Annotated in this window: 20 protein-coding genes; 9 read left to right on the top strand and 11 right to left on the bottom strand. The window is 70.4% G+C overall.

The features are described from left to right. The first annotated feature begins 3 nt into the window (after positions 1-3). From BN1701_RS31945 to BN1701_RS31930, 4 genes are all read left to right on the top strand, one after another. The gene (locus BN1701_RS31945) at positions 4-960 is read left to right on the top strand and encodes a GlxA family transcriptional regulator (RefSeq protein WP_054055008.1); all 957 of its coding nucleotides are present in this window, start codon (positions 4-6) and stop codon (positions 958-960) included. A gap of 36 nt (positions 961-996) precedes the next feature. Beyond that, positions 997-1,704: an LppX_LprAFG lipoprotein gene (locus BN1701_RS31940; protein ID WP_054055006.1), complete on the top strand. Its 708-nt coding sequence runs from the start codon at positions 997-999 to the stop codon at positions 1,702-1,704. 2 nt (positions 1,705-1,706) lie between these two features. After that, on the top strand, positions 1,707-3,221 hold the full coding sequence (locus BN1701_RS31935; RefSeq protein WP_054055003.1) for an MFS transporter: 1,515 nt from the start codon (positions 1,707-1,709) through the stop codon (positions 3,219-3,221). Positions 3,222-3,284: 63 nt separating this feature from the next. Beyond that, positions 3,285-3,506 carry an AbrB/MazE/SpoVT family DNA-binding domain-containing protein gene (locus BN1701_RS31930; protein ID WP_157368331.1) on the top strand — a complete coding sequence of 74 codons (222 nt, stop codon included), beginning with the start codon at positions 3,285-3,287 and terminating at the stop codon, positions 3,504-3,506. A 337-nt stretch (positions 3,507-3,843) separates the two neighbouring features. On the opposite strand, the gene BN1701_RS31925 is transcribed toward BN1701_RS31930, so the two are convergent. Further along, positions 3,844-5,469, bottom strand: a complete 1,626-nt coding sequence (locus BN1701_RS31925; protein WP_172803364.1) for an alpha/beta hydrolase — start codon at positions 5,467-5,469, stop codon at positions 3,844-3,846. 148 nt (positions 5,470-5,617) lie between these two features. On the opposite strand from BN1701_RS31925, the gene BN1701_RS31920 reads away from it, so the two are divergent. Next, the gene (locus BN1701_RS31920) at positions 5,618-6,391 is read left to right on the top strand and encodes a GNAT family N-acetyltransferase (RefSeq protein WP_054054997.1); all 774 of its coding nucleotides are present in this window, start codon (positions 5,618-5,620) and stop codon (positions 6,389-6,391) included. A gap of 54 nt (positions 6,392-6,445) precedes the next feature. Here the strand turns inward: BN1701_RS31920 and BN1701_RS31915 are convergent, their stop codons facing one another. Beyond that, positions 6,446-7,915, bottom strand: a complete 1,470-nt coding sequence (locus tag BN1701_RS31915; protein WP_231949777.1) for an alpha/beta hydrolase — start codon at positions 7,913-7,915, stop codon at positions 6,446-6,448. 184 nt (positions 7,916-8,099) lie between these two features. Between BN1701_RS31915 and secA2 the strand changes: the two genes are divergently transcribed. From secA2 to pip, 4 genes are all read left to right on the top strand, one after another. Continuing rightward, the gene (gene secA2, locus BN1701_RS31910) at positions 8,100-10,445 is read left to right on the top strand and encodes an accessory Sec system translocase SecA2 (protein WP_054054993.1); all 2,346 of its coding nucleotides are present in this window, start codon (positions 8,100-8,102) and stop codon (positions 10,443-10,445) included. Positions 10,446-10,501: 56 nt separating this feature from the next. Next, positions 10,502-12,226, top strand: a complete 1,725-nt coding sequence (locus BN1701_RS31905; RefSeq protein ID WP_054054991.1) for an NAD+ synthase — start codon at positions 10,502-10,504, stop codon at positions 12,224-12,226. Positions 12,227-12,667: 441 nt separating this feature from the next. Then, on the top strand, positions 12,668-13,534 hold the full coding sequence (panB, locus tag BN1701_RS31900) for a 3-methyl-2-oxobutanoate hydroxymethyltransferase (protein WP_054054989.1): 867 nt from the start codon (positions 12,668-12,670) through the stop codon (positions 13,532-13,534). Positions 13,535-13,640: 106 nt separating this feature from the next. Beyond that, on the top strand, positions 13,641-14,588 hold the full coding sequence (pip, locus tag BN1701_RS31895) for a prolyl aminopeptidase (protein WP_054054987.1): 948 nt from the start codon (positions 13,641-13,643) through the stop codon (positions 14,586-14,588). Here the strand turns inward: pip and BN1701_RS31890 are convergent. Genes BN1701_RS31890 through BN1701_RS31850 form a run of 9 tightly spaced genes read right to left on the bottom strand, consistent with a single transcriptional unit; the run spans position 14,578 to position 21,016 of the window. After that, positions 14,578-15,189, bottom strand: coding sequence for a TetR/AcrR family transcriptional regulator (locus tag BN1701_RS31890; RefSeq protein WP_054054985.1), 612 nt, complete (start codon positions 15,187-15,189; stop codon positions 14,578-14,580). The genes pip and BN1701_RS31890 overlap by 11 nt on opposite strands. After that, positions 15,186-15,779, bottom strand: a complete 594-nt coding sequence (locus tag BN1701_RS31885; protein WP_054054983.1) for a type 1 glutamine amidotransferase domain-containing protein — start codon at positions 15,777-15,779, stop codon at positions 15,186-15,188. Before BN1701_RS31885 ends, BN1701_RS31890 begins: the two co-directional genes overlap by 4 nt. Before the next feature lie 40 nt (positions 15,780-15,819). Next, positions 15,820-16,575, bottom strand: a complete 756-nt coding sequence (locus tag BN1701_RS31880; RefSeq protein ID WP_054054981.1) for a helical backbone metal receptor — start codon at positions 16,573-16,575, stop codon at positions 15,820-15,822. Next, entirely contained in the window at positions 16,568-17,236 is a 669-nt protein-coding gene (npdG, locus tag BN1701_RS31875) for an NADPH-dependent F420 reductase (protein WP_054054980.1), read from the bottom strand. The genes BN1701_RS31880 and npdG overlap by 8 nt, the downstream gene beginning before the upstream one ends. Next, positions 17,233-18,645 carry an RNB domain-containing ribonuclease gene (locus BN1701_RS31870; RefSeq protein WP_054054978.1) on the bottom strand — a complete coding sequence of 471 codons (1,413 nt, stop codon included), beginning with the start codon at positions 18,643-18,645 and terminating at the stop codon, positions 17,233-17,235. Before BN1701_RS31870 ends, npdG begins: the two co-directional genes overlap by 4 nt. 40 nt (positions 18,646-18,685) lie before the next feature. Next, positions 18,686-18,889: a hypothetical protein gene (locus tag BN1701_RS31865; RefSeq protein WP_054054976.1), complete on the bottom strand. Its 204-nt coding sequence runs from the start codon at positions 18,887-18,889 to the stop codon at positions 18,686-18,688. 9 nt (positions 18,890-18,898) lie between these two features. Beyond that, positions 18,899-19,381, bottom strand: a complete 483-nt coding sequence (locus BN1701_RS31860) for a hypothetical protein (protein WP_369800660.1) — start codon at positions 19,379-19,381, stop codon at positions 18,899-18,901. A 12-nt stretch (positions 19,382-19,393) separates the two neighbouring features. Continuing rightward, positions 19,394-20,395 (bottom strand): C40 family peptidase, encoded by a 1,002-nt coding sequence (locus tag BN1701_RS31855; RefSeq protein WP_054054974.1) that lies wholly within the window; start codon positions 20,393-20,395, stop codon positions 19,394-19,396. A 3-nt stretch (positions 20,396-20,398) separates the two neighbouring features. After that, positions 20,399-21,016 (bottom strand): hypothetical protein, encoded by a 618-nt coding sequence (locus tag BN1701_RS31850; RefSeq protein WP_054054972.1) that lies wholly within the window; start codon positions 21,014-21,016, stop codon positions 20,399-20,401.

Here is a 21,016-nt window from a genome sequence, read left to right as displayed (position 1 = left end):
GCCATGACTCATGTGGTGGCGGTGCTGGCCGTCGAACAGGCCGTCGGCTACGACATGTGCATCCCGCCCGGGGTGTTCGGCGCGGCGCTGGACGGCGACGGCCAACCGCTGTACGAGGTGTTGATCTGCGGGGTCGACGCGAAGCCGGTGCGGATGACGGCCGGGTTCGCCGCGGTGCTCGACCACGGCCCGGAGGCGCTCGCCCGCGCGGACACCGTGATCGTGCCCGGCACCCGGTCGGAGGGACCCCGCTACCTCGGCACCCTGTCCGACGACCTCGCCGCCGCGTTGTCGCTGATCAGGCCGGGCACGCGGGTGATGTCGATCTGCACGGGCGCGTTCGTCCTGGGCGCGGCGGGCTTGCTGGACGGGCGGCCCGCGACGACGCACTGGAAGTTCGCCGACGAGTTCCGCGCGCTGTATCCGGCGGTCGAGTTGGACCCGGACGTGCTGTTCGTCGATGACGGCGATGTGCTCACCTCGGCCGGGCTGAGTGCGGGTGTCGATCTCTGTCTGCACGTCGTGCGGTCCGACCACGGCAGCGAAGTGGCGAACCGGGCGGCTCGGTACTGCGTGGTGCCGCCGTGGCGCGACGGCGGGCAGTCGCAGTTCATCGACCGGCCGCTGCCGGTGGGCACGGGCGGGGTGTCGGCGACCCGCGCGTGGGCGCTGGACCGGCTGCACGAGCCGCTGGAGCTGGCGGCGCTGGCCGGGCACGCGCGGATGAGCGTGCGGACGTTCTCCCGGCACTTCCGCGCCGAGACCGGGATGTCGCCGGGGACGTGGCTGATCCAGCAGCGGGTCCGGCACGCGCTGCGGCTGCTGGAGACGACCGAGCTGCCGGTGGACCAGGTGGCCGACCGGTCCGGGTTGGGCAGCGCGGCGTCACTTCGCCAGCATGTGCGCGCGTCGATCGGAGTGTCCCCACTGGCCTACCGCAAGACCTTCCGCGCGGGTTGACCGACGGTCTCAGCTTGTTGGCCCTATCCTGCGCACATGGTCACGCGCCGGATCCTCCTCGGGGCCCTCGCCCTCGCCGCGGCACTCACGGCTGGTTGCACGTCGGACGACTCGGGCGGTGGCACCGGCGGGCTGCCCGACGGCGCCGCGCTGATGAAGGACGCCGCCGCGGCTACTCGCGACATTCGCAGCGCGCACTTCTCCCTCAAGGTCAACGGGTCGGTCTCGGCGATCCCGGTGCAGAACGCCGAGGGCGATCTGACCCGTGAGGGCGGCCCGTCGGGCGCGGCGAAGGGCACGGTCAAGCTGACCTTGCTCGGCCAGCTCATCGAGGGCGAGTTCGTGCTGGTCGATGACTCCCTCTACATCAAGGGCCCGACCGGCGGGTTCCAGAAGTACCCGGCGGCGCTGACGTCGAACCTGTACGACCCGTCGGCGATCCTCAACCCGGACAAGGGCATCGCGAACGTCCTGGCCAAGATCAAGGAGCCGCGGACCGAGGGCACGGAGGACATCGACGGCGTGGCGACCTACCGCGTCAAGGGCCTGGGCGAGAAGGACGTCGTCGCGGCGATCGTGCCGGGCGTCGGCTCCGATGTGGACGTGACGTTCTGGTTGCGCCAGGACAACAAGCAGCCGGTCAAGGCGTCGGTGACGCTGCCGAGCAGCGAGGGCAAGACCGCCTCGGTCGACCTGACGCTGACCGACCCTGGCAAGCAGGTCACGATCACCGCGCCCGTCTAGCGATGGTCACGACAGGAAGCCCGCGCCGCGGCCGCTCGGTCGCCATCGGCGCGGGCGGGCTCGCGGTGCTGCTCGGCGCGCTCGACACCTACGTGGTGGTCAGCGTCATCCGGCAGATCATCGATGACCTGCAGATCCCGGTGAACCGGCTGGAGCGGGTCACCCCGATCGTCACCGGCTACCTGCTCGGCTACATCGCGGCGATGCCGCTGCTCGGGCAGGCGTCGGACCGGTTCGGGCGCAAGCGGCTGCTTCAGCTGTGCCTGTTCGGGTTCCTGGCGGGCTCGGTGGTGACCGCGCTGTCCGGGGACCTGGAGACACTGGTGACCGGACGGGTCATCCAGGGCGTCGCCAGCGGGGCCCTGCTCCCGGTGACCATGGCACTGGCCGCCGACCTGTGGGACGAACGCCGCCGCTCCACCATCCTCGGCGCGGTCGGCGCGGCGCAGGAACTCGGCAGTGTGCTGGGCCCGCTGTATGGCGTGGCGCTGGCGAGCCTGCCACTGTGGGCCGACGTGTCGGGCTGGCGCGCGGTGTTCTGGGTGAACGTGCCGCTCGCGGTGATCGCGATGGTGGCCATCCAAATGACTGTGCCTGCCCACGAGAGGCCGACGACCCCGGTGCGGGTCGACGTCGTCGGCGGGTCGCTGCTGGCGGTGACGCTTGGCCTGGCCGTGATCGGCCTCTACAACCCGACGCCACGCGAGTCGGTGCTGCCGTCCTGGGGCCCGCCGCTGCTGGTCGGCGCGGTGGTGGCGCTGGTGTTGTTCCTACTGTGGGAACGCCGCGCCCGAACGAAGCTGATCGACCCGGCGGGCGTCGCGATGCGCCCCTTCCTCGCCGCCCTCGGCGTCTCCGCCGCCGCCGGGGCCGCACTGATGGTGACGCTGGTGAACGTCGACCTCTTCGCCCAGTCCCTACTCGGCGACGACGACCGGGGCGCCGTGTTCGTCCTGCTCCGCTTTCTGATCGCCCTGCCCATCGGCGCCCTGATCGGCGGCTACGCGGCGGCCCGCTACGGCGACCGCGTGGTGTCGATCATCGGCATGCTGATCGCGGCGGCCGGGTATTGGCTGATGTCGGGGTGGGCGGTCGACGTGCTCTCGATGACACACCCACTCGGCTTGCCACGACTGGACACCGACCTGGCAGTGGCGGGCTTCGGCCTCGGGCTGGTGATCGCCCCCCTCTCCGCGGCGGCACTGCGCGTCGTCCCATCCGAACGACACGGCGTCGCGTCGGCCGGGGTCGTGGTGGCCAGGATGACCGGAATGCTGGTGGGCGTGGCAGGTCTGTCGGCGTGGGGCCTGCACCGCTTCCACAGCCTGACCGCGAACCTGAACCCACCACTGCCGTTCGGGATGGACGAGGCCACGTTCCAACGGGAGATGGCGGCCTACTTGGTGAAGTTCAAGGAAGCCCTGGTCACCCAATACACCGACATCTTCCTGATCACCGCAATCGTCTGCGCCGCAGGCGCAGCACTGGCGGTCTTGATCAACGTCAGACAGCGCTGATTGGCATTGCGCATGTCCTCCTAGGTAGAGCGACAGGATGGTGAGCCGGTGTGGACGACAATGGTGAACAGTAAGAACCAGATCACGCTTCCGCTCGCCGCATTGGCCACCGCCAATGTCCGACCGGGCGACGTACTGCGTGTCGAAGTCAACGAGAACGGGGCGCTTCGCCTCATCCGCCATCGAGACGCATTCCTTGACGCCTTGGGCGAGTTGGCGGGTTCGGCCCCGGGACTCGCGGCGGCCACGGATCTGGAAGAGCTGAGGACCGAGTCGGAGCAGTAGCTGTCGGCGAGGCCAGGAGAACGGCGGCATCATCGACCGCTGATTGACACAGGTGAACCGCTTCCTCGGCACCCACCCAAGTCGCACCCGCCGCCCAAGCAGCATCGGGTGAAGGTGGGCGATCACGCTTTGTCCGGGGGGACGACGGCCCCTAAGCTGCCTGGCGTGTGGGGTGCCTTATCCGCCACCGCTTTTTCCCCACAGGGGCCGTCGTAGGGGCCCCGGGCAAAGCGTGATCGCCCACCTTCACCCGATGGTGCGGACCCCACCCGCGCACACCGAGCCCAAGGCACGGCGCCAGGCTGAGGTGGGGCCAGATCGACCCCACCTCAACCGCTCAGCTCGCGAGCGGGAACAACGGCGCATCCGGCTTGCAGACCGCCCCCTGAGCGGGCAACTTGCGATCAACGAGATACGTCTCATAAGACTTCGTGATGCAAGCGCTTTCGCCCAGGGCACCGTGACCCCAGCCATCCAGCGTGAGAAGGCGGGAATTGGTCATCAGGCCGTTGAGCGCCCGAGCACCGCTGATCGGAGTCGCCGGGTCATGCATGTTGCCGACAACCAACAGCGGAGTCGACGTACGCGCCGTCCACGGACCACGGAAGGCCGACTTAGATGACCCAGGCCAGTTGACACACGCCGACGTAGCCCAAGACCAGAGCTCACCGAACCCAGGCCCATTGGCCTCCGCATGGGCCGCGGAACGGACCGCCGCGTCGCGGTCGGTCGGATTGACACTGTCGGCACAGGCGACACCGTGGAACGTCGGGCTGACGACCTCCTCACCCGACGGACCCGTGGAGCCCCACGGACCGACCGAGTACGGATGGGCGGGCCGGTCGACGGCGCGCAAGGCGGTCCAAGCGTCTCCCGCGCGGTCAGCGGACGCGGTCCGCGCGGTGCCGAAGATCAGCTGGTGGACTGCCTCGACGAACTCCATGATCGCCGGGTAGTAGGTCGAGCCGTAGAGGGCGCCGAGGAGAGTGCCCATGGCCTCCTGGTAGTTCAGCTTGCCGGACGGGGTGTCGACGTCGCCCTGCTTGAGGCGTTCGCTGACCGCGTAGAACTTTCCGGCGGCCTTGCCCGCGGCGGGGCAGCGGCTGGGGCCGACGCGGTCGCACTCGGCGAAGGCGCTGTGGAGGGATTCCCAGGCGCCGAAGTCGCTGCCGAGGCGGGCGGACAGGAGGTACTGGCTGTCGGTGCCGCGGCCGTGGCTCCACGCGACCGGGTCGAGGACCGCGTCGACGATCAGGGCGCGGACCTTGTTCGGATACATCGCGGCGTAGGTGGCGCCGAGGATGGTGCCGTAGGAGACGCCGTAGTACGTGAGTTTGCGGTCGCCGACGGCTTGGCGCATGAGGTCCATGTCGCGGGCGGTGTCGGCGGTCGACATGTGGTCGAGGATCTCGTTGCCGCGCTGGTCGCACAGGCGGCGGAAGAAGTCGTCGAACTCCAGTTGGGTGGTCACCTCCGCCGCGGAACGCGGGAAGAACGCCGACGGGAACGGCGGGCCGGGCGGATCCTGCGGCGCGGCGGCGCAGACGACCGGTGCGCTGCCGCAGTCCTCGGTCAGGCAGTTGCGGTGGCCCGCGATGCCGCGCGGGTCGATGCCGACGATGTCGAAGCGCTCGCGGGTGCCGACGCCGAGCAGGTCGCCGATCCCGGGAACGAAGTCGGCGGCCGAGCCGCCCGGGCCGCCGTTGTTGATGAACACGGTGCCGAGCTTGCGGTTGGGTTTGTCCGCGACCCGCTTGACCAGCCGCAAGCTGATCTTCTTGCCCATCGGGTCGGCGTAGTCCAGCGGCACCGGAACCATGGCGCACTGGAGGTGTTTGTCGTCCGGACATTGCTGCCACTGGATTCTCGGCACCTTGGCGGTGTCCGCGTACGCGGCGGGCGCGACGGTCGCCGTCAGCGCGATCGCCACCCCCACCACGAGAATTCCTTTGCCACGCGGCATTTTCTTCCCCCTCCATGACGAATTCTTCGTCGTGACACCACTTTGGCGCGGGCGGGGTGTGGCCTGCCTCCTACTTTGGTCTGGTCTTGCTCGGGCCGGAGGTGGACTTTGGTCGTAAGACCTGGGGCTCTTGCGCGATGATGAACCGGTGGACATCATCGCGGCGCGGCGCCGGATCGCCGAGTTCGAGGGCCGGTTCGCCCGGGCCCAGGCCACCGAAGTGGTCGAACTGGGCTGGGGGCACGCACTCTTGCAGCGCGACTATCCGGCTTCTTGGCACCACAACCGGATCGTCGTGACCGACGACGTGGACCCGTCGGCCGTGGCTGAGGCGGCCGACCAGGTCCTCGGCGGCCACGGCCACGCCCACCGGCTCGTCCACTTCACCGACGACGGCCAGGGCGCCGCGGCGGAGGAAACGTTCGCGGCGGCGGGATACGGCGTGCACGAGCGGATCGTGACGATGATCCACTCCGGCGACCTGCCGCCCCGCGTGGACGGCGCCGAGGAGATCCCGTTCGACGTGTGGCGGCCGTCGCTGATCCACGATTGGCGCACGGAGTTCCCTAACGACAGCGAGGACGCCGTCGCCCAGCTCGCCGACCGGACCAAGCTCTACCCGCTCGGCGCCGATGTCACGCTGCTGGGCGTCAAAGACGGGGCGGACGTCGTGGCGCGCGGGGAGCTTTACACGCGCGACGGGGTGGCCCAGTTCGAGAACATCGTGACGCGGCTGGAACACCGGGGTAAGGGCTATGCGCGAGCGTTGGTGGCCGAGGCGCTGCATCGCTCCCACGCCGCGGGCTGCGATCTGTGGTTCCTGATCGCGGAGGCCACCGACTGGCCGCGCGGCTGGTACCACCGGATGGGCTACCGCGAGGTGGCCGAAGCGCACATCTACCAGCGAACCCCCGACCAGTAGGCCCGCCTCACCGCGGCAGCCGAGATGATCAACTCGGCTGAGCCTACCCGCGGCTCATCCCTTGCAGCGCAACCCATCCGCGGGAAGTTCGAGGTCGACGAGGTAGCGCGTGCCGAGCTTGTCGACGCAGGCGTCGCCCTGCATGAACACCGTGTGCTGGGTGGCCTCGTAGGTCAGCAGCCTGCCGCCCAACGCCTTGGCCAGGTTGACCCCGGCCTGGTACGGCGTGGCCGGGTCGCCGGTCGTGGAGATCACCAGGACCGGCGGGACCCCGGCGACCTCGGGCTGGTGCGGGCGGCTGGTGTTCGGGACCGGCCAGAACGCGCACGGGTCCAGCGCTGCCAGCGGCGGGTCGGTGGAGGCCATGAAGGAGTCCTTGGTGCCCTCGACGATCTTGCGGGTGGCCTCCTCCAACTGCGCGCGGTCGGTGATGCGGGGCTCGTCGACACAGCGGACAGCCACCAGCGCGGACATGGTGCCCGAGTACTTGCCGTCCTCGCTGCGGCCCAGATAGAGGTCGGCCAGCAGCATGAGCTGTTCGCCGTCGCCCTTGGCCAAGTCGTTCAGCGCGCCGGACAGGAAGGTCCACGTCTCGTCGCTGTAGAGGGCGGCGGCGACGCCCGTGGTGGCGTCGGAGGCGGAGAGTTGGCGCCCGCCGACGTCGATGGGCCGCTTCTCCAAGCCCTCCAGCAGGCCGCGGAGCGTGTTCTTGTCCTTGACCGTGCACGACCGCTTGTCCGCACACCACGCGAGGAAGTCGTCCAGCGCCTTGTCGAAGCCCTTGACCTGCTCGATCGACTGGCTGACCGGGTCCTCGTTCGGGTCGACCGCGCCGTCGAGGACCAGCGCGCGCACATTGGCCGGGAACGCCTCGGCGTAGGCGGTGCCGATCCGGGTGCCGTAGGAGTAGCCGACGTAGTTGAGCTTCTCGTCGCCAAGCACCGACCGCATGATGTCCATGTCGCGAACCACGTCCCGGGTGCCGACGTTGGCCAGCACGTCCGCGCCGCCGCTGCGCTCGGCGCATTTGGCGGCGAAGTCCTTGTTCTCCGCCTCCTCCTCGGCGACGGTGGTGTTCTCCGGCTCGATCCGCTCGGCGTCCATCTCCGGGTCGGTCAGGCAGGCGATCTTGGGCTCGCTGACGCCGATGCCGCGCGGGTCGAAGCCGACGAGGTCGAACTTCTCGGCCAGCTCGGTGCCCTTGATCTTGCCCGCGATCGACGCCGCCGCGCTCATCCCGGACACGCCGGGGCCGCCGGGGTTGATCAGCAGCGAGCCGACCTTGATGCCGGTGGCCTGCCTGCGCAGCAGCCCGATCGACGCGGTCTTGCCGGTGGGGTTGGCGTAGTCGAGCGGCACGGTGATCGTCGTGCAGCGCACGTCGCGGGTGCCGAAGGCCATGCGGCTCTCGTCGTCGTGGGCCAGCGCGCGGCAGTCGCGCCAGGTCAGGGCCTGGCCGTAGAACCGCTCCAGCCCGGCGGGCACGGTGCCCTTGGGGCCGAGGGTCTCGGTCTGCCCCGTCACCGGGGTTCCGCTGATTTGAACAGTGCAGCCGCTCACGACGGCCGCGAGAACAACGAACACCAACCAAGGACGAGGCACCCGACCAGTGTGTCAGCCGGGAACTCATCCGCCACACTCCGCCGTTAGGTGGCAGGGTCGACAATGCTGTCAACCGCGAGGACAGAACGAGAGGTGGCCGACGAGCGTGGCTGCGTTCCTGACACGGGTCAAGGGCCGGTTCCAGCGACTGCTGGAGCGGCCCTCGACGGTCGACCTCAAGAAGTACGCCGAAGTGCTGACCTCGATCGAGTGGCGCGAGGAGCGGGTCAAGAAGCTGACCGACGCCGAGCTCACCGAGGCGGCGGGCGAGTTGCGGGAGAAGGCGCTTGGCGGGCTCGACGCCCACGGCATGGTGGAACTGTGCGCGCTGGGCCGTGAAGCCGCCCGCCGCGGCCTGGACCAGCGGCCCTATGACATGCAGCTGGTCGGCGCCATGGAGCTGCTGCACGGCCGGGTAGTGGAGATGGGCACCGGTGAGGGCAAGACGCTCGCGGGCGCGCTCGCCGCGGCCGGGTACGCGCTGCAGGGCCGGTCGGTGCACGTCATGTCGGTCAACGACTACCTGGCCCGCCGCGACGCCGAGTGGATGGCACCGGTCTACGAGCTGCTGGGCGTGTCGGTCGGCTGGGTCGACCAGGAGGCCACCCCCGACCAGCGCCGTACAGCGTACGGGAAAGACGTCACCTATGGCGCGGTCAGCGAGATCGGCTTCGACGTGCTGCGCGACCGGCTGTGCACCGACGTCGACGACCTGGTCCACCGCGACCCGGACGTGGCGCTGATCGACGAGGCCGACTCGGTGCTGGTCGACGAGGCGCGGGTGCCGCTGGTCATGGCGGGCTCGACCGACGACGCGCAGGGCGACCCCGAGGTCGCCGCGGTCGTGCGCGCGCTGCGCCCCGGCCGCGACTACGAGCGCGACGAGGACAACCGAAACGCCTGGCTGACCGCGCGCGGCGCCAAGGCCGTGGAGAAGGCGCTCGGCGACATCGACCTGTACTCCGGCGACCACAGCGACCGCCTCGCCGCGGTCAACGCCGCCCTGCACGCCCACGCGCTGCTGCAGCGCGACGTCGACTACATCGTGCGCGACGGCAAGGTCCACCTGATCAACACCTCGCGCGGCCGGATCGCACTGCTGCAACGCTGGCCCGACGGCCTGCAGGCGGCGGTCGAGGCCAAGGAGCGGCTCGACCCGACCGAGAGCGGCGAGGTGCTCGACTCGGTCTCCGTGCAGGGCCTCATCGGCCGCTACCAGCGGGTTTGCGGGATGACCGGCACCGCGACGGCGGTCGCCGAGCAGCTGCGCGAGTTCTACGACCTCAAGGTGTCGGTGATCCCGCCGAACAAGCCGTGTGTGCGGGTCGACGAGTCCGACCGGATCTACGACAGCATCGACCGCAAGGAAGCCGCGCTGGTCGCCGAGATCGTCACACTGCACGAGACGGGCCGCCCGATCCTGGTCGGCACGCTCGACGTGGCCGAGTCGGAGCGGATCGCGGAGAAGCTGACCAAGGCGGGCGTGTCGTCGGTCGTGCTCAACGCCAAGAACGACGCCGAGGAGGCCGCCATCGTCGCCGACGCGGGCGCGCACGCGGCGGTCACGGTGTCCACGCAGATGGCGGGCCGCGGCACCGACATCAAGCTCGGCGGCGCGGGCGGCGACGATGACGACCACGACAAGGTCGCCGACCTTGGCGGACTGTATGTGATCGCCACCGGCCACTACGCCAGCAGCAGGCTCGACAACCAGCTGCGCGGGCGGTCGGGTCGGCAGGGCGACCCCGGCGCCTCGGTCGTGTACGCGAGCCTTGAGGACGAGCTGGTCACGCAGTACGCGCCGGACGCGGGCGCCAGTTCCGACCCCGACGACGACGGCAGGCTCGACGACGTCACCGCCCAGCGGTTCCTCGACCACGCCCAGCGCGTCGCCGAGGGCGTGCACCTCGACATCCACCGCAACACCTGGCGCTACACCCGCCTCATCGAGCACCAGCGCGGCCTCGTCCTGGCCTACCGCGACGACGTCCTGCGTACGGATCTGGCCTCTGAGCAGCTCAAAGAGCGGTGCGCGGACCGGTGGGAGAAGCTGGCCGAGGGCATCGATGAGGACGTGCTGAACACGGTCGCGCGGCAGGTCCTGCTGTTCCACCTCGACCGCCGCTGGGCCCACCACCTGGCGTTCCTGTCCGACGTGCGCGAGACGATCCACCTGCGCGCGCTGGCCAGGGAGACCCCGATCGACGAGTTCCACCGCGCCGCGATCGGCGAGTTCAAGGGCATCCTCAAGAAGATCGGCGACCTCGCGGGCGAGACGTTCGAGGAAGCCGAGATCACCGCCGACGGGATCGACCTGGCAGCGGCCGGGCTGCGCCGTCCGACATCGACGTGGACGTACCTCGTGCACGACAATCCGTTCGACTCCGACGCGGAGCAGGCGTTGCAGCGAGTCCGGGCGGCCTTCAAGAAAGTGAAGGTCGCGAAGGGCTAGTCTGACTCCCGTCACATTTTCGCCTCAGGGGCGAAAACATGGTGGAGGATGACGGTATGCCGCAGCTACGGATCGCATCAGCACAGGTCAACCCCACTGTGGGCGACCTGGCGGGCAACTCGGCCCTGGTCGTGGAGTGGACGCGCAAGGCCGTCGAGGCCGGGGCGCACCTGGTGGTGTTCCCCGAGATGGTCGTCACCGGCTACCCGGTCGAGGACCTGGCCATGCGCGAGTCGTTCGGCCACGCGTCGCGGGACGCGCTGGACGCGCTGGCCGTCGCGCTCGCGGAGGCAGGCTGCGGGGACGTGCCGGTGTGGGCGGGCTACCTGGACCGCGACGACGTGGGTCCGCGAAACGCGGCGGCCGTGCTGCACGGCGGCGCGGTCGTGGCCCGGCAGTTCAAGCACCACCTGCCCAACTACGGCGTGTTCGACGAGCGCCGGTACTTCAAGGCGGGGCACACGCTCGACATCGTCCGTGTGCGCGGGCTCGAGGTCGGCATGGTCATCTGCGAGGACATCTGGCAGGAGCGCGGCCCGATCGCCGGACTCGGCCGGGCCGGGGTCGACCTGGTCGTGTCCCCCAACGCATCGCCGTACGAGCGCAAGAAGGACGACGCGCGGCTGCCGCTGGTCGCCCGCCGGGCCCGCGAGGCCGGGGCGCCGCTGGTGTACGTCAACCAGGTCGGCGGCCAGGACGACCTGGTCTTCGACGGCGACTCGATGATCGTCGGGGTCGACGGGACCCTGCTGGCGCGGGCGCCCCAGTTCGTCGAACACCTGATGGTCGTCGACCTCGACCTGCCGGGCGGGGCCTCGCGCACCGACGTGACCGTCGCCGAAGACTTCACCGTCCGCCGCGTCACGGTGTCGGCCGACCCGGTGCCCGCCTACGAGCCGCAGCACTCCCCCGGCATCGCCGAGCCGCTGCCCGAGGAGGCCGAGGTGTGGTCGGCGCTGGTCACGGGCCTGCGGGACTACGCGCAGAAGAACGGCTTCCGCTCGGTGATCATGGGCCTGTCCGGCGGGATCGACTCGGCGGTCTGCGCGGCCCTGTCGGTCGACGCCCTCGGCGCCGACGCGGTCTACGGGGTGTCGATGCCGTCGGTGTACTCCTCGGACCACTCCAAGTCCGACGCCGCCGACATGGCCGAGCGGGTCGGGCTGCACTACTCGGAGCAGCCCATCGCGGGCATGGTCGCCCAGTTCGTCGACCAGCTCGGGCTCACCGGCCTGGCTGAGGAGAACGTCCAGGCCCGCTGCCGCGGCGTGACCCTGATGGGCCTGTCGAACCAACACGGCCACCTGGTCCTCGCCACCGGCAACAAGACCGAACTGGCGGTCGGCTACTCCACCATCTACGGCGACGCCGTCGGCGGCTTCGCCCCGATCAAGGACGTGCCGAAGACCCTGGTCTGGGACCTGGCGAAGTGGCGCAACGCCGAGGCGGAGAAGCTCGGCGAGGTCCCCCCGATCCCGGAGAACTCGATCGTCAAGCCCCCATCCGCCGAACTGCGCCCAGGCCAGATGGACAGCGACTCCCTCCCGGACTACGAGTTGCTCGACGATGTACTGGACGACTATGTCGAGGGCGACCGCGGCTACGACGACCTGATCGCGGCAGGCTTCGACCCAGAGTTGATCGACCGAGTCCTGCGCATGGTCGACCGCGCCGAATACAAGCGCCGCCAGTACCCACCGGGCACGAAGATCAGCTTCAAGGCCTTCGGCCGCGACCGCCGCCTCCCCATCACCAGCTCCTGGCGAGAAGGCGCCCGCTAAAGAACCCACGGGCACACGCCGGGCAACCATCGACAGAACGCACCGGGCCGAACCCAACGGCCTGATTGGGTGGTTCGCCTTGATTCGGGGTAAATGGGCCTAAACTCGCGGTGCGGGTGAGGCTCCTTGACCTCGCCTTTTGACCCGCACAGGCCCATTTTCGGGGTCCCCGAATCAAGGCGAACCACCCAATCAGGCGCCCACCGCACCAGCCAGGGCCACCCCAGCAGGCGCCCACCGCACCAGCCAGGCCACCCCAGCAGACGCCCACCGCACCAGCCAGGCCACCCCTGGCCAAGCGAGTCATGTCCATCTCATGTGAGGCACGTCGCATCGGGTCGCCGGGTGATCCGGCGGGTGTCACGCTTTGCGGGTAAGCCATCCGCACATACCCGGGGACCTGCGACGAAGCGGGCCTCGAGGGAAGGACGGTCGACAGCGATGTCCGACAACGCCGAAGTGTCTGCCCCCTACGGGACGGGTGCCACCGCACGGCAAGGCGGAAAGCCTGCCAAGCGGGTCCGGATCCACCACCTGCGGGAGATGAAGGAGCGCGGCGAGCCATGGCCGATGCTCACCGCGTACGACATGTACACCGCCGAACTGTTCGACGAGGCGGGGATTCCCGTTCTGCTCGTCGGTGACTCCGCTTCCAACAACGTCTACGGCTACGAGACCTCGCTGCCGGTGACGGTCGACCAGCTCATTCCGCTGGTCTCCGCGGTCACCCGGGCCGCCAAGCGCGCGCTCGTGGTGGCGGACCTGCCGTTCGGGTCCTACCAGCTCTCGCCCGAGCAGGCGCTGGCCACGTCCGTGCGCTTCATGAAGGAAGGGCTTGCGCACGCGGTGAAGCTGGAGGGCGGGCGGGCGTTCGCGCCGCACGTCCAGGCGATCACCAACGCGGGGATCCCGGTGATGGGCCACATCGGCTTCACCCCGCAGAGCGAGCACAACCTGGGCGGCTACCGGGTCCAGGGCCGCGGCGACGCCGGCGACGGGCTCGTCGCCGACGCGTTGGCGCTGCAGGAGGCCGGGGCGTTCGCGGTGGTCATGGAGATGGTGCCCGCCGAGGTAGCCAAGAAGATCACCCACGAGCTGCACGTCCCGACCGTCGGCATCGGCGCCGGGCCGGACTGCGACGCGCAGGTGTTGGTGTGGCAGGACATGGCGGGCATGCGGCGGGCGAAGGCGCCGCGGTTCGTCAAGCGGTACGCCGATGTTGCGGGTGTGCTGCTCACCGCGGCGGAGCAGTTCGCCGCCGACGTGCGCGGCCGGGACTTCCCCGGCGCGGAGCACGTCTTCCATTAGCCCGCAGACGGCGGCAGGCCACGGAGACCAGCTTTCCGCGGCCTGCCGCCAGACCGGAATCGAACTTTGATTCCGGGTAGGCGGACGAGTAGGGCAGCATGGGCGCATGGATGTCCTCTATCCCATGATCGAGCCGCACGACTCCGGCATGCTCGACGTCGGCGACGGGCATCTGGTTTATTGGGAAGTCAGCGGGAACCCGTCGGGCAAGCCCGCGGTGGTGGTGCACGGCGGGCCAGGCGCGGGCTGCAACGCGGTGCAGCGCAGGCACTTCGACCCGGCCGCCTACCGGATCGTGCTGTTCGACCAGCGTGGATCGGGCCGCAGCACGCCGCACGTCAGCGACCCGGCGACGGACCTGGCCACCAACACCACCTGGCATCTCGTGGCCGATATGGAACGGCTGCGCGAGCACCTCGAAATCGACCGCTGGCAACTGTTCGGCGGCTCCTGGGGCGCGACGCTGGCCGTGGCCTACGCGCAGACCCACCCGGAGCGGGTCTCGGAGGTCATCCTGCGCGGGGTGTTCCTGTTGCGGCCCAGCGAACTCGACTGGCTCTACCGGGGCGGCGCGGGCGCGCTGTTCCCGGAGGCGTGGGCCGATTTCACCGCACTGGTCCCCCGCGGCGCCGACCCGCTGGCCGCCTACCAGACCATGATCACCGACGCGGACCCCGCGGTGCGCGCGGAGGCGGCGCTGGCGTGGAGCAACTGGGAAGGCGCGGCGGTCTCGCTGGTGCCGAACCCGGCACTGGTGGCCCAGTACGCCTCACCCGGGTTCGCCGTGCCGTTCGCGCGGATAGCGCTGCACTACTTCACCAACGCGGGCTGGCTCGAGGACGACCAGTTGGTGCGCGACGCGGGCAAGCTGGCGGGCATCCCGGGGCGCATCATCCAGGGCCGCTACGACATCGTCTGCCCCCCGGTGACGGCGTGGGAGCTGCGCCAGGCCTGGCCGGACGCGCTGATCACGCTGCCGACCGCGGGCCACGCGGTGACCGACCCGGGAATCCTTGAGGCCCTGCGGGACGCGACCGACGAGTTCAGACCGTGAGCACCCGGTCGACATGCTCGCGGTACGCGTCGGCGAGTTCGTCCAAGCGGCCCTCCCCCAACGCCAACGGCACGCCGTAGAAGCCGGTGAGCAACGCGGTCACGGCCGCGGGCACGTCCAGCCCTGGCACCTGAGCCAGGTGGTTGGCGAAGAGATCGGCCTGCGGGGTGATCTCGACGTCGAGCGCGGCCGGATCGTCGAAGACCATGAGCCGTTCGGCGGCGCTGACCTCCTGCACCGCACACAGGCCGCCGCCACGGGCGATCTCTGCGGTGATCTCGAACCACAGCCGCGGTCCGTCCAGAATGGACTGTGCGGTGGCGGCGAAGAACCGCCGGACGAAGTCGCCGCCGGTGCCCGGCGACGCCAGCACACAGCCGATGCGCCACAAGCAGATGTGGTAGCCGAGCAAGTCGTTCTTGCTCGGGAAGTGAGTGAAGAACGTCGGCTCGGACACTTCGACGGCGGCGGCGAGTTCCTTGACCGAGATCTCGGCGAACGGGACCCGCTCGACCCGATCCCGCAGGTGCCGCCACAGGCCCACCCGCACGCGGGCGCGTTTGCGCTCACGCAGCGGGAGGGCCGCCAGCAGGTCGGTCATCGCAACTCCTTCACCACCAGGTCGGCCAATTCCGCCGAGGACTGCGGGTTCTGCCCGGTGAACAGCTTGCCGTCCCGGCGCACGGTCGAGGTGAACGGGTCACCAACCTCCACGATCGCGCCGAGTTGGGCCAGCCGCCGCTCCAGCGAGAACGGGATGATCGCGTCCGCGCCGACGATGGTCTCCTCGGCGTCGCTGAACGCGGTCAAGGTCCGGCCGCGGACCAGTCCGGGCACGTTGAGCAGTGCGGCGGAACCGTGGCACACGGCGGCGACGAGCGATACCTCGGTGAGGAGCCGGGCGAGGGCGGGGTTGTCCGGAAAGTCGGCCATGGTGCCGTGGCCGCCGACGAGGAACACCGCGTCGTACCCGGACGGGTCGACGTCGGCGACCGCAACGGTGTCAGTCGGGCCCGCCGAGCCGCTGGCGGGGTCGATCGGCGGGGTCCCACCGAGGATGGACGCGACGTCGACGGTGAAGCCCGCCTCGCCGAACACCTGGGCGGGGATGGCGAACTCCTCCAGCCAGGCACCGGTGGGGCGGCCGCCGAGGGACGCGGTGGAGGTCAACACAAGAAGCACGTTGGTCATAACCAAAGCGTACAAAGAAATTTAAGTAGACACAAGTTTCTTACCCAATCAACGCCTCGGTCAGCGACGCGCGCGCCTCGACCAGCGACGGCCCGTACCAGGTCAGGTACCGGCCGATGACCAGCACGGATCGCTTGCCCGGGAACGCTTCCGGACCATCGGTCGCGGTGAACTCGTAGGGCTCGTCCGGCAGCACGACCAGCTCAGCCGCCGTCGCGTTCAACTCGGCCAACGTGGGCCGGGGATACCGCTCAGCATGGTCTGCGTACACGTTCGCCACACCGAGCCGCCGCAGGACGTCGCCCGCGAACGTGTCGCGGCCGATCACCACCCACGGCTTGCGCCACACCGGGATGACCGCCGTCGCCCACACCGGCTCGACGTGGTGCCAGGCGGCCTCGGCGGCGGGCAGCCAGTCCGGTTCGCCCAGTCCCAAGCCCTGCGTCAGCAGCCGACGAGTCGAGGCCAAGCCCGCGGGCACGCTCTCCGGCGCCCTGGTCACCCAGACCGGGATCCCGTTGGCCCGCAGCCGTTCGACGTCCTCTGGCCGGTTCTCCTCGGAGTTGGCGATCACCAGGTCCGGCGCCAGCTCCAGCACCGAGTCGACCGTCGGGTACTTCGAGCCGCCCACCCGCGTGACGTCGAGGTCGGCGGGGTGGGTGCAGTAGTCCGTCGCGCCGACCAGCAGGCCGGGCGCGGTGGCCGCGACCGCCTCGGTCAGCGACGGCACCAGGCTCACCACCCGCCGGGGCGGTCCGGTCAGCGCGACGGGCTCGCCTAGATCGTCCTCATACATCGGTGACGCGGATGCCCGCGTGCGCCTTGTACCGCTTGTTGATCGCGATCAGGTTGGCGGTGAACGCCTCGACCTGGTGGGCGTTGCGCAGCCTGCCGCCATAGATGCCCCGGGTGCCGGGGATCGCGTCGGCCAGCGCGCGGACCACGTCGGTGGCCTCGCGGTCGTCGCCGAGCACCAGCACGTCGATGTCCATTTCGGACACTCCGAGGTCGGCGAGCAGCACCGCCGAGACGTGGTGGAACGCCGCGGTCACCCGTGACTCGGGCAGCACCCGCTCGGCCTGCTGGGCCGCGCTGCCCTCCTCGACCGGCAGGGCGAACGGGCCCTGCTTGTCGAAGCCCAGCGGGTTCACGCAGTCGATGACGATCTTGCCGGTCAGCTCGGCGCGCAGGGACTCCAGCAGCTCGCGGTGGCCGTCCCACGGCACGGCGACGAGCACGACGTCGGCCGCCCCGGCACAGCCCGCGTTGTCCAGCCCGATGATGGCCTCGACGCCCGCCAGCTCACGCAGTTCGGCGGCGGCGGTCTCGGCGCGGTCGGCGGCGCGGGAGCCGATGATCACCGTCAGCCCCGCCTTCGCCCAGCGCAGCGCCAGGCCGCGGCCCTGCGGACCGGTCCCGCCAAGCACACCGATCTTGAGCCCGCTGATGTCCGTCACGCCGTCTCCTCCACCCGCTCGAACTCCACCCGACGCTCGGTCGCGTCAGCGGCGGTCAACCGCACCCGGATCGTCTCGCCCTCGGGCAGGCCCTCGCCCGCGCACCGGCCCAGGACCGGCGGCTCGGCGATGAAGATCTCCGCCGACCCGCCCTCGGCGCGCAGCACCACCGCGTCGAACTCGTGGCCGACGCGGTCGGCGAGCACCCATGCCTCGACCTGGTCCAGGCACGCGCGGTCGACCTTGCTCGCCAGGCTGTCGGAGCCCTCCATCAGGTCCGGCAGCAGCGGCAGCGCCGCGCGCACCCACTCGGGCACCTCTTCGCCCGCGCACAGGGCAAGGCAGATCTCGGTGCCGAACCGGTCGACCAGCCTGCGCAGCGGGGCGGTGACATGGGCGTAGGAGGCCGCGATGCCCGCGTGCGTGCTCAGTTCCGGGGCACTGCCGTCGAAGACGGTGTAGCCCGCGCCGCGCAGCAGCCTGGTCGCGTCCATGAACAGGGCCAGCGCCTCCGGCCGCGACGCGTCGAGCCCGGCGAGCAGCTCGGCGACGGTGGCGTCCTTGGGCCACTCGATGCCCAGGACCTTGGCCGAGCGGCGCAGCCACGCCAGTGCGCCGTCGTCGGGATCGGGCAGCGTGCGCAGGACGCCGATGCCCGCGTCGAGCATGATCTTGGCCGCGGACATGCCGGTGAGCAGCGAGATCTCGGCGTTCCACGCGTCGACCTTGGTGCGCGGGCGCAGCACGAGCCGCCAGCCCTCGTCCGCGTCGGGCTCGACCTCCTGCTCGGGCAGCTGCAGCTCGACCGCGCCGCGCCGGATGGCGTGCTCGCGGCGCAGGTCGCCCAGTGCGGGCAGGGCGGCGATGGAGGGGTGCTGGCGGCCTTCGTCGACCGCGGCCTGCACGGTCTCGTAGTCGAACTGGGCGATCGAGCGGACCCACGCGCGGCGGACGGTGGCCGAGGTCGGCTCGCCGTCGGCGTCGAGGTCGATCGTCCACAGCGCCGCCGGGCTGGTCTGGTCGGGCAGCAGGCTGGCGATGCCCTCCGACAGCACGGTCGGGTGCAGCGGGACGTTGCCGTCGGGCAGGTAGATCGTCTGGCCGCGGCGGCGGACCTCGGTGTCGAGCGCGCCGTCCGGCACGACGAAGGCACCAAGGTCGGCGATGGCGTAGTGCACGCGGAAGCCGTCGCCGACGCGTTCGATGAACATCGCCTGGTCGAGATCTTTGGCGCCGGGCGGGTCGATGGTGATCAGGGGCAGGTCGGTGGCGTCGACGCGGTCGCCTTTGGGCCCCTCCGACACCGCTTTCTCGGCCTCGGCCAGCGCCGCGGCCGGAAACTGCTTGGACAGGCTGAAGTCCTCGCGCACCCGGCCGAAGTCGACTTCGGCCCCATCGGTCCCGATCACCCGTGAAGTCACGACCGAACCCTACCCAAGAGGGGGCGGATCAGTCGTCGTCGTCGCCAGACCAAGCCTTGTCGGCCTTGTCGGCGGCCTCGGTGCGTTCGCGGGCGATCTCGAGGGCGCGTTCGGCGGTCTCGCGGTCGGGGTAGGGACCTAGGCGGTCGATGGCGCGGCCGATCTCGCCGTGTTCGACCTGTCCGGTTCGGGTGTTGAAGTACCAGCCGGGATCAGGATTCGGATCACTCATGACATCCACCTAACCCCAGTGCGGAGCGTGCTGCACTGGGAAACCGCGCGGCGGGGTGTCCTGGTTGGCGTTGAGGTGCTGGCTGGGGATCGGGTCGAGGCAGGACACCAGGACCTCGTGCCGCTCCGGGTCCTCGATGCGCTTGCCGTTGCGCTCCCGGTAGACCAGTTCGCCGTCGATGTCGATCTCCACGATGCAGCCGACCTCGGCGAGCTGATCCTCGTCGAGGTCGACCAGCCGCTCGCGGCGCGAGGGCACGACGCGGTACTCCGGCCAGTTCAGGTGGGCGTAGACCTGGTGGAACTCGTGCAGCAGGTGGGCCATGGCCTGCTGCCACGGCAGCGGCATGCCCTCGGCGAGGCCGCGCGGCAGCACCGCGTAGCCCTCGCTGACGCCGGGTCGGGGACCGGCGCTGAGGAAGTCGCGGATGGGGGTGCTCGACGTGGGCGGGCCCACGTGCCGGGGCAACGGCTCCTGGGGGTACATGGACATGGGTGCTTCTCCTCAGACGCCCGGCCGGACGGCCTGGTTGACCAGTTCGCCTTCGGTCCACGACACCGACCTGATGTGGACCGGCACACCGCTCTGCTGTGCCTCGACGATCTTGCCGTCCCCGAGGTACATCGCGACATGGTGGATCGTGCGGGGATCGCGCTCGTCGTAGGCCCAGAACAGCAGGTCGCCCGGCTGGGCCTGCTCGACGGGCAGCAGCGCGCCCGCCCGGTACTGCTCGCGCGAGGTGCGCGGCAGGGTGACCCCGGCGCTGCGGTAGGCCTGCAACATCAGGCTGGAGCAGTCGTAGGAGTTCTGGTGCGTGGTCGGGGCGCCCCAGACGTAGGGCTTGCCCTGCTGGCCCAGCGCGAACTGGATGGCCGACCCCGCCATCGCGGACGGCGGCAGCAGCACGCCCATGCCCTGACCGCAGCCGGTGGCGTTGGTGACCTGGCCCAGCTCACCGATGAGATGGCTGGCCATGGCCTCCCAGCGGTGATAGCGGTCGGGGAAGGCCGACCGCTCGACGTCCTGGGCCGACTCGCCGGGCCGCTGGTTCTCCCAGTCGGGCACCTTGAGCAGCACGTCGTAGAACTTGTTGACCGCGTAGGTCGGGTTGGTGACCTCGGCGGGCGAGCCCCAGCCCATCGACGGCCGCATCTGGAAGATGCCCAGCGAGTCGCGGTCGCCGTAGTTGAGGCTCCGCAGCCCGGACTCGGTCATGCCCGCCTGGATCGCCACCTGCCAGGCGCGCGGCGCGAGGTCGCGCTGCTTGCCGATGGAGATGATCAGCGCGACCGTGCCGCGCTGCTCGTCGGTGAGCCTGCCCGCGTCACCCGCGCCGGAGCCCGCGGGCCCGGTCGTGGCCGGGCCCAGGGAGGCGTTGCACGACAGCGAGCGCGTCTGCAGCGCGTCCGCCGCCTGATCGCTGCTCACCACGGTGAGCACCCCGGTGCTGATCACCGTGACCAGACCGGCTGCCGCCAGGACGCCGATCACCACCGCCCCGCGCATGGATCAGTCCCCCCGCTCGTAGTTCGCGACCCGCCAGCCCTGGTCGGTGCGGATGACCGTGATCCGCAGGACTCCCCCGTCGGTCGGCACCTCCGCCTCGACCGATTTCTCGAACGACAGTTTGGCCACCGGCGGCCCCGTGACCTTGGTCGCGGGCACGTTCGCCGGGTCGACCTTGGCCATCACCGCCAGGTATTCCTCAGTGGTGTGCGGACGCAGCCGGTTGAGCCACTGCTCGACGCTGGTGCCCTCGGGGTGGTCGACCCACGCGTGCGCCCAGCGGGTCGCGGTGTCCAGCGCCTGCGGGGCGGCGGGCGCCGACGACGGCGGCGGGGGCGGCGAGGTCAGCCGGGTGGGCAGCGACGTCGGCGCCGCGGTGGGCGCGGGCGCCGCGCCCGGCGTGCTCAGCCTGGTCACCGGGGTGGGGCGGACATTGGACCTGGTCGACTCGGCGGCGGCCCGGTCGGCTTTGCCGGTCAGCTTGGGGATGACGATGCCCGCGGCGGTGATGAAGATCAGGGCGACGCACGCGCTGATGATCAGGTGCCGGGGCGAGCGCATGGGCCAGCCCCAGAGCTTTCGGTAGACCGCGGCGCGTCCGCGGTTGGTCCGGATCGGCAC

Source organism: Alloactinosynnema sp. L-07 (assembly GCF_900070365.1).
Lineage (GTDB): Bacteria > Actinomycetota > Actinomycetes > Mycobacteriales > Pseudonocardiaceae > Actinokineospora.
The sequence above is the reverse complement of the archived record's forward strand: the minus strand, read 5'-3'. Positions and strand labels throughout refer to the sequence as shown.

What these genes read in the sequence shown, in the direction of transcription:
- BN1701_RS31945 (WP_054055008.1), top strand. Translation starts at nt 4, where the DNA reads ATGACTCATGTGGTGGCGGTGCTGGCCGTCGAACAGGCCGTCGGCTAC.
- BN1701_RS31940 (WP_054055006.1), top strand. Translation starts at nt 997, where the DNA reads ATGGTCACGCGCCGGATCCTCCTCGGGGCCCTCGCCCTCGCCGCGGCA.
- BN1701_RS31935 (WP_054055003.1), top strand. Translation starts at nt 1,707, where the DNA reads ATGGTCACGACAGGAAGCCCGCGCCGCGGCCGCTCGGTCGCCATCGGC.
- BN1701_RS31925 (WP_172803364.1), bottom strand. Translation starts at nt 5,469, where the DNA reads ATGCCGCGTGGCAAAGGAATTCTCGTGGTGGGGGTGGCGATCGCGCTG.
- BN1701_RS31905 (WP_054054991.1), top strand. Translation starts at nt 10,502, where the DNA reads ATGCCGCAGCTACGGATCGCATCAGCACAGGTCAACCCCACTGTGGGC.
- panB (WP_054054989.1), top strand. Translation starts at nt 12,668, where the DNA reads ATGTCCGACAACGCCGAAGTGTCTGCCCCCTACGGGACGGGTGCCACC.
- pip (WP_054054987.1), top strand. Translation starts at nt 13,641, where the DNA reads ATGGATGTCCTCTATCCCATGATCGAGCCGCACGACTCCGGCATGCTC.
- BN1701_RS31890 (WP_054054985.1), bottom strand. Translation starts at nt 15,189, where the DNA reads ATGACCGACCTGCTGGCGGCCCTCCCGCTGCGTGAGCGCAAACGCGCC.
- BN1701_RS31885 (WP_054054983.1), bottom strand. Translation starts at nt 15,779, where the DNA reads ATGACCAACGTGCTTCTTGTGTTGACCTCCACCGCGTCCCTCGGCGGC.
- BN1701_RS31880 (WP_054054981.1), bottom strand. Translation starts at nt 16,575, where the DNA reads ATGTATGAGGACGATCTAGGCGAGCCCGTCGCGCTGACCGGACCGCCC.
- BN1701_RS31865 (WP_054054976.1), bottom strand. Translation starts at nt 18,889, where the DNA reads ATGAGTGATCCGAATCCTGATCCCGGCTGGTACTTCAACACCCGAACC.
- BN1701_RS31860 (WP_369800660.1), bottom strand. Translation starts at nt 19,381, where the DNA reads ATGTCCATGTACCCCCAGGAGCCGTTGCCCCGGCACGTGGGCCCGCCC.
- BN1701_RS31855 (WP_054054974.1), bottom strand. Translation starts at nt 20,395, where the DNA reads ATGCGCGGGGCGGTGGTGATCGGCGTCCTGGCGGCAGCCGGTCTGGTC.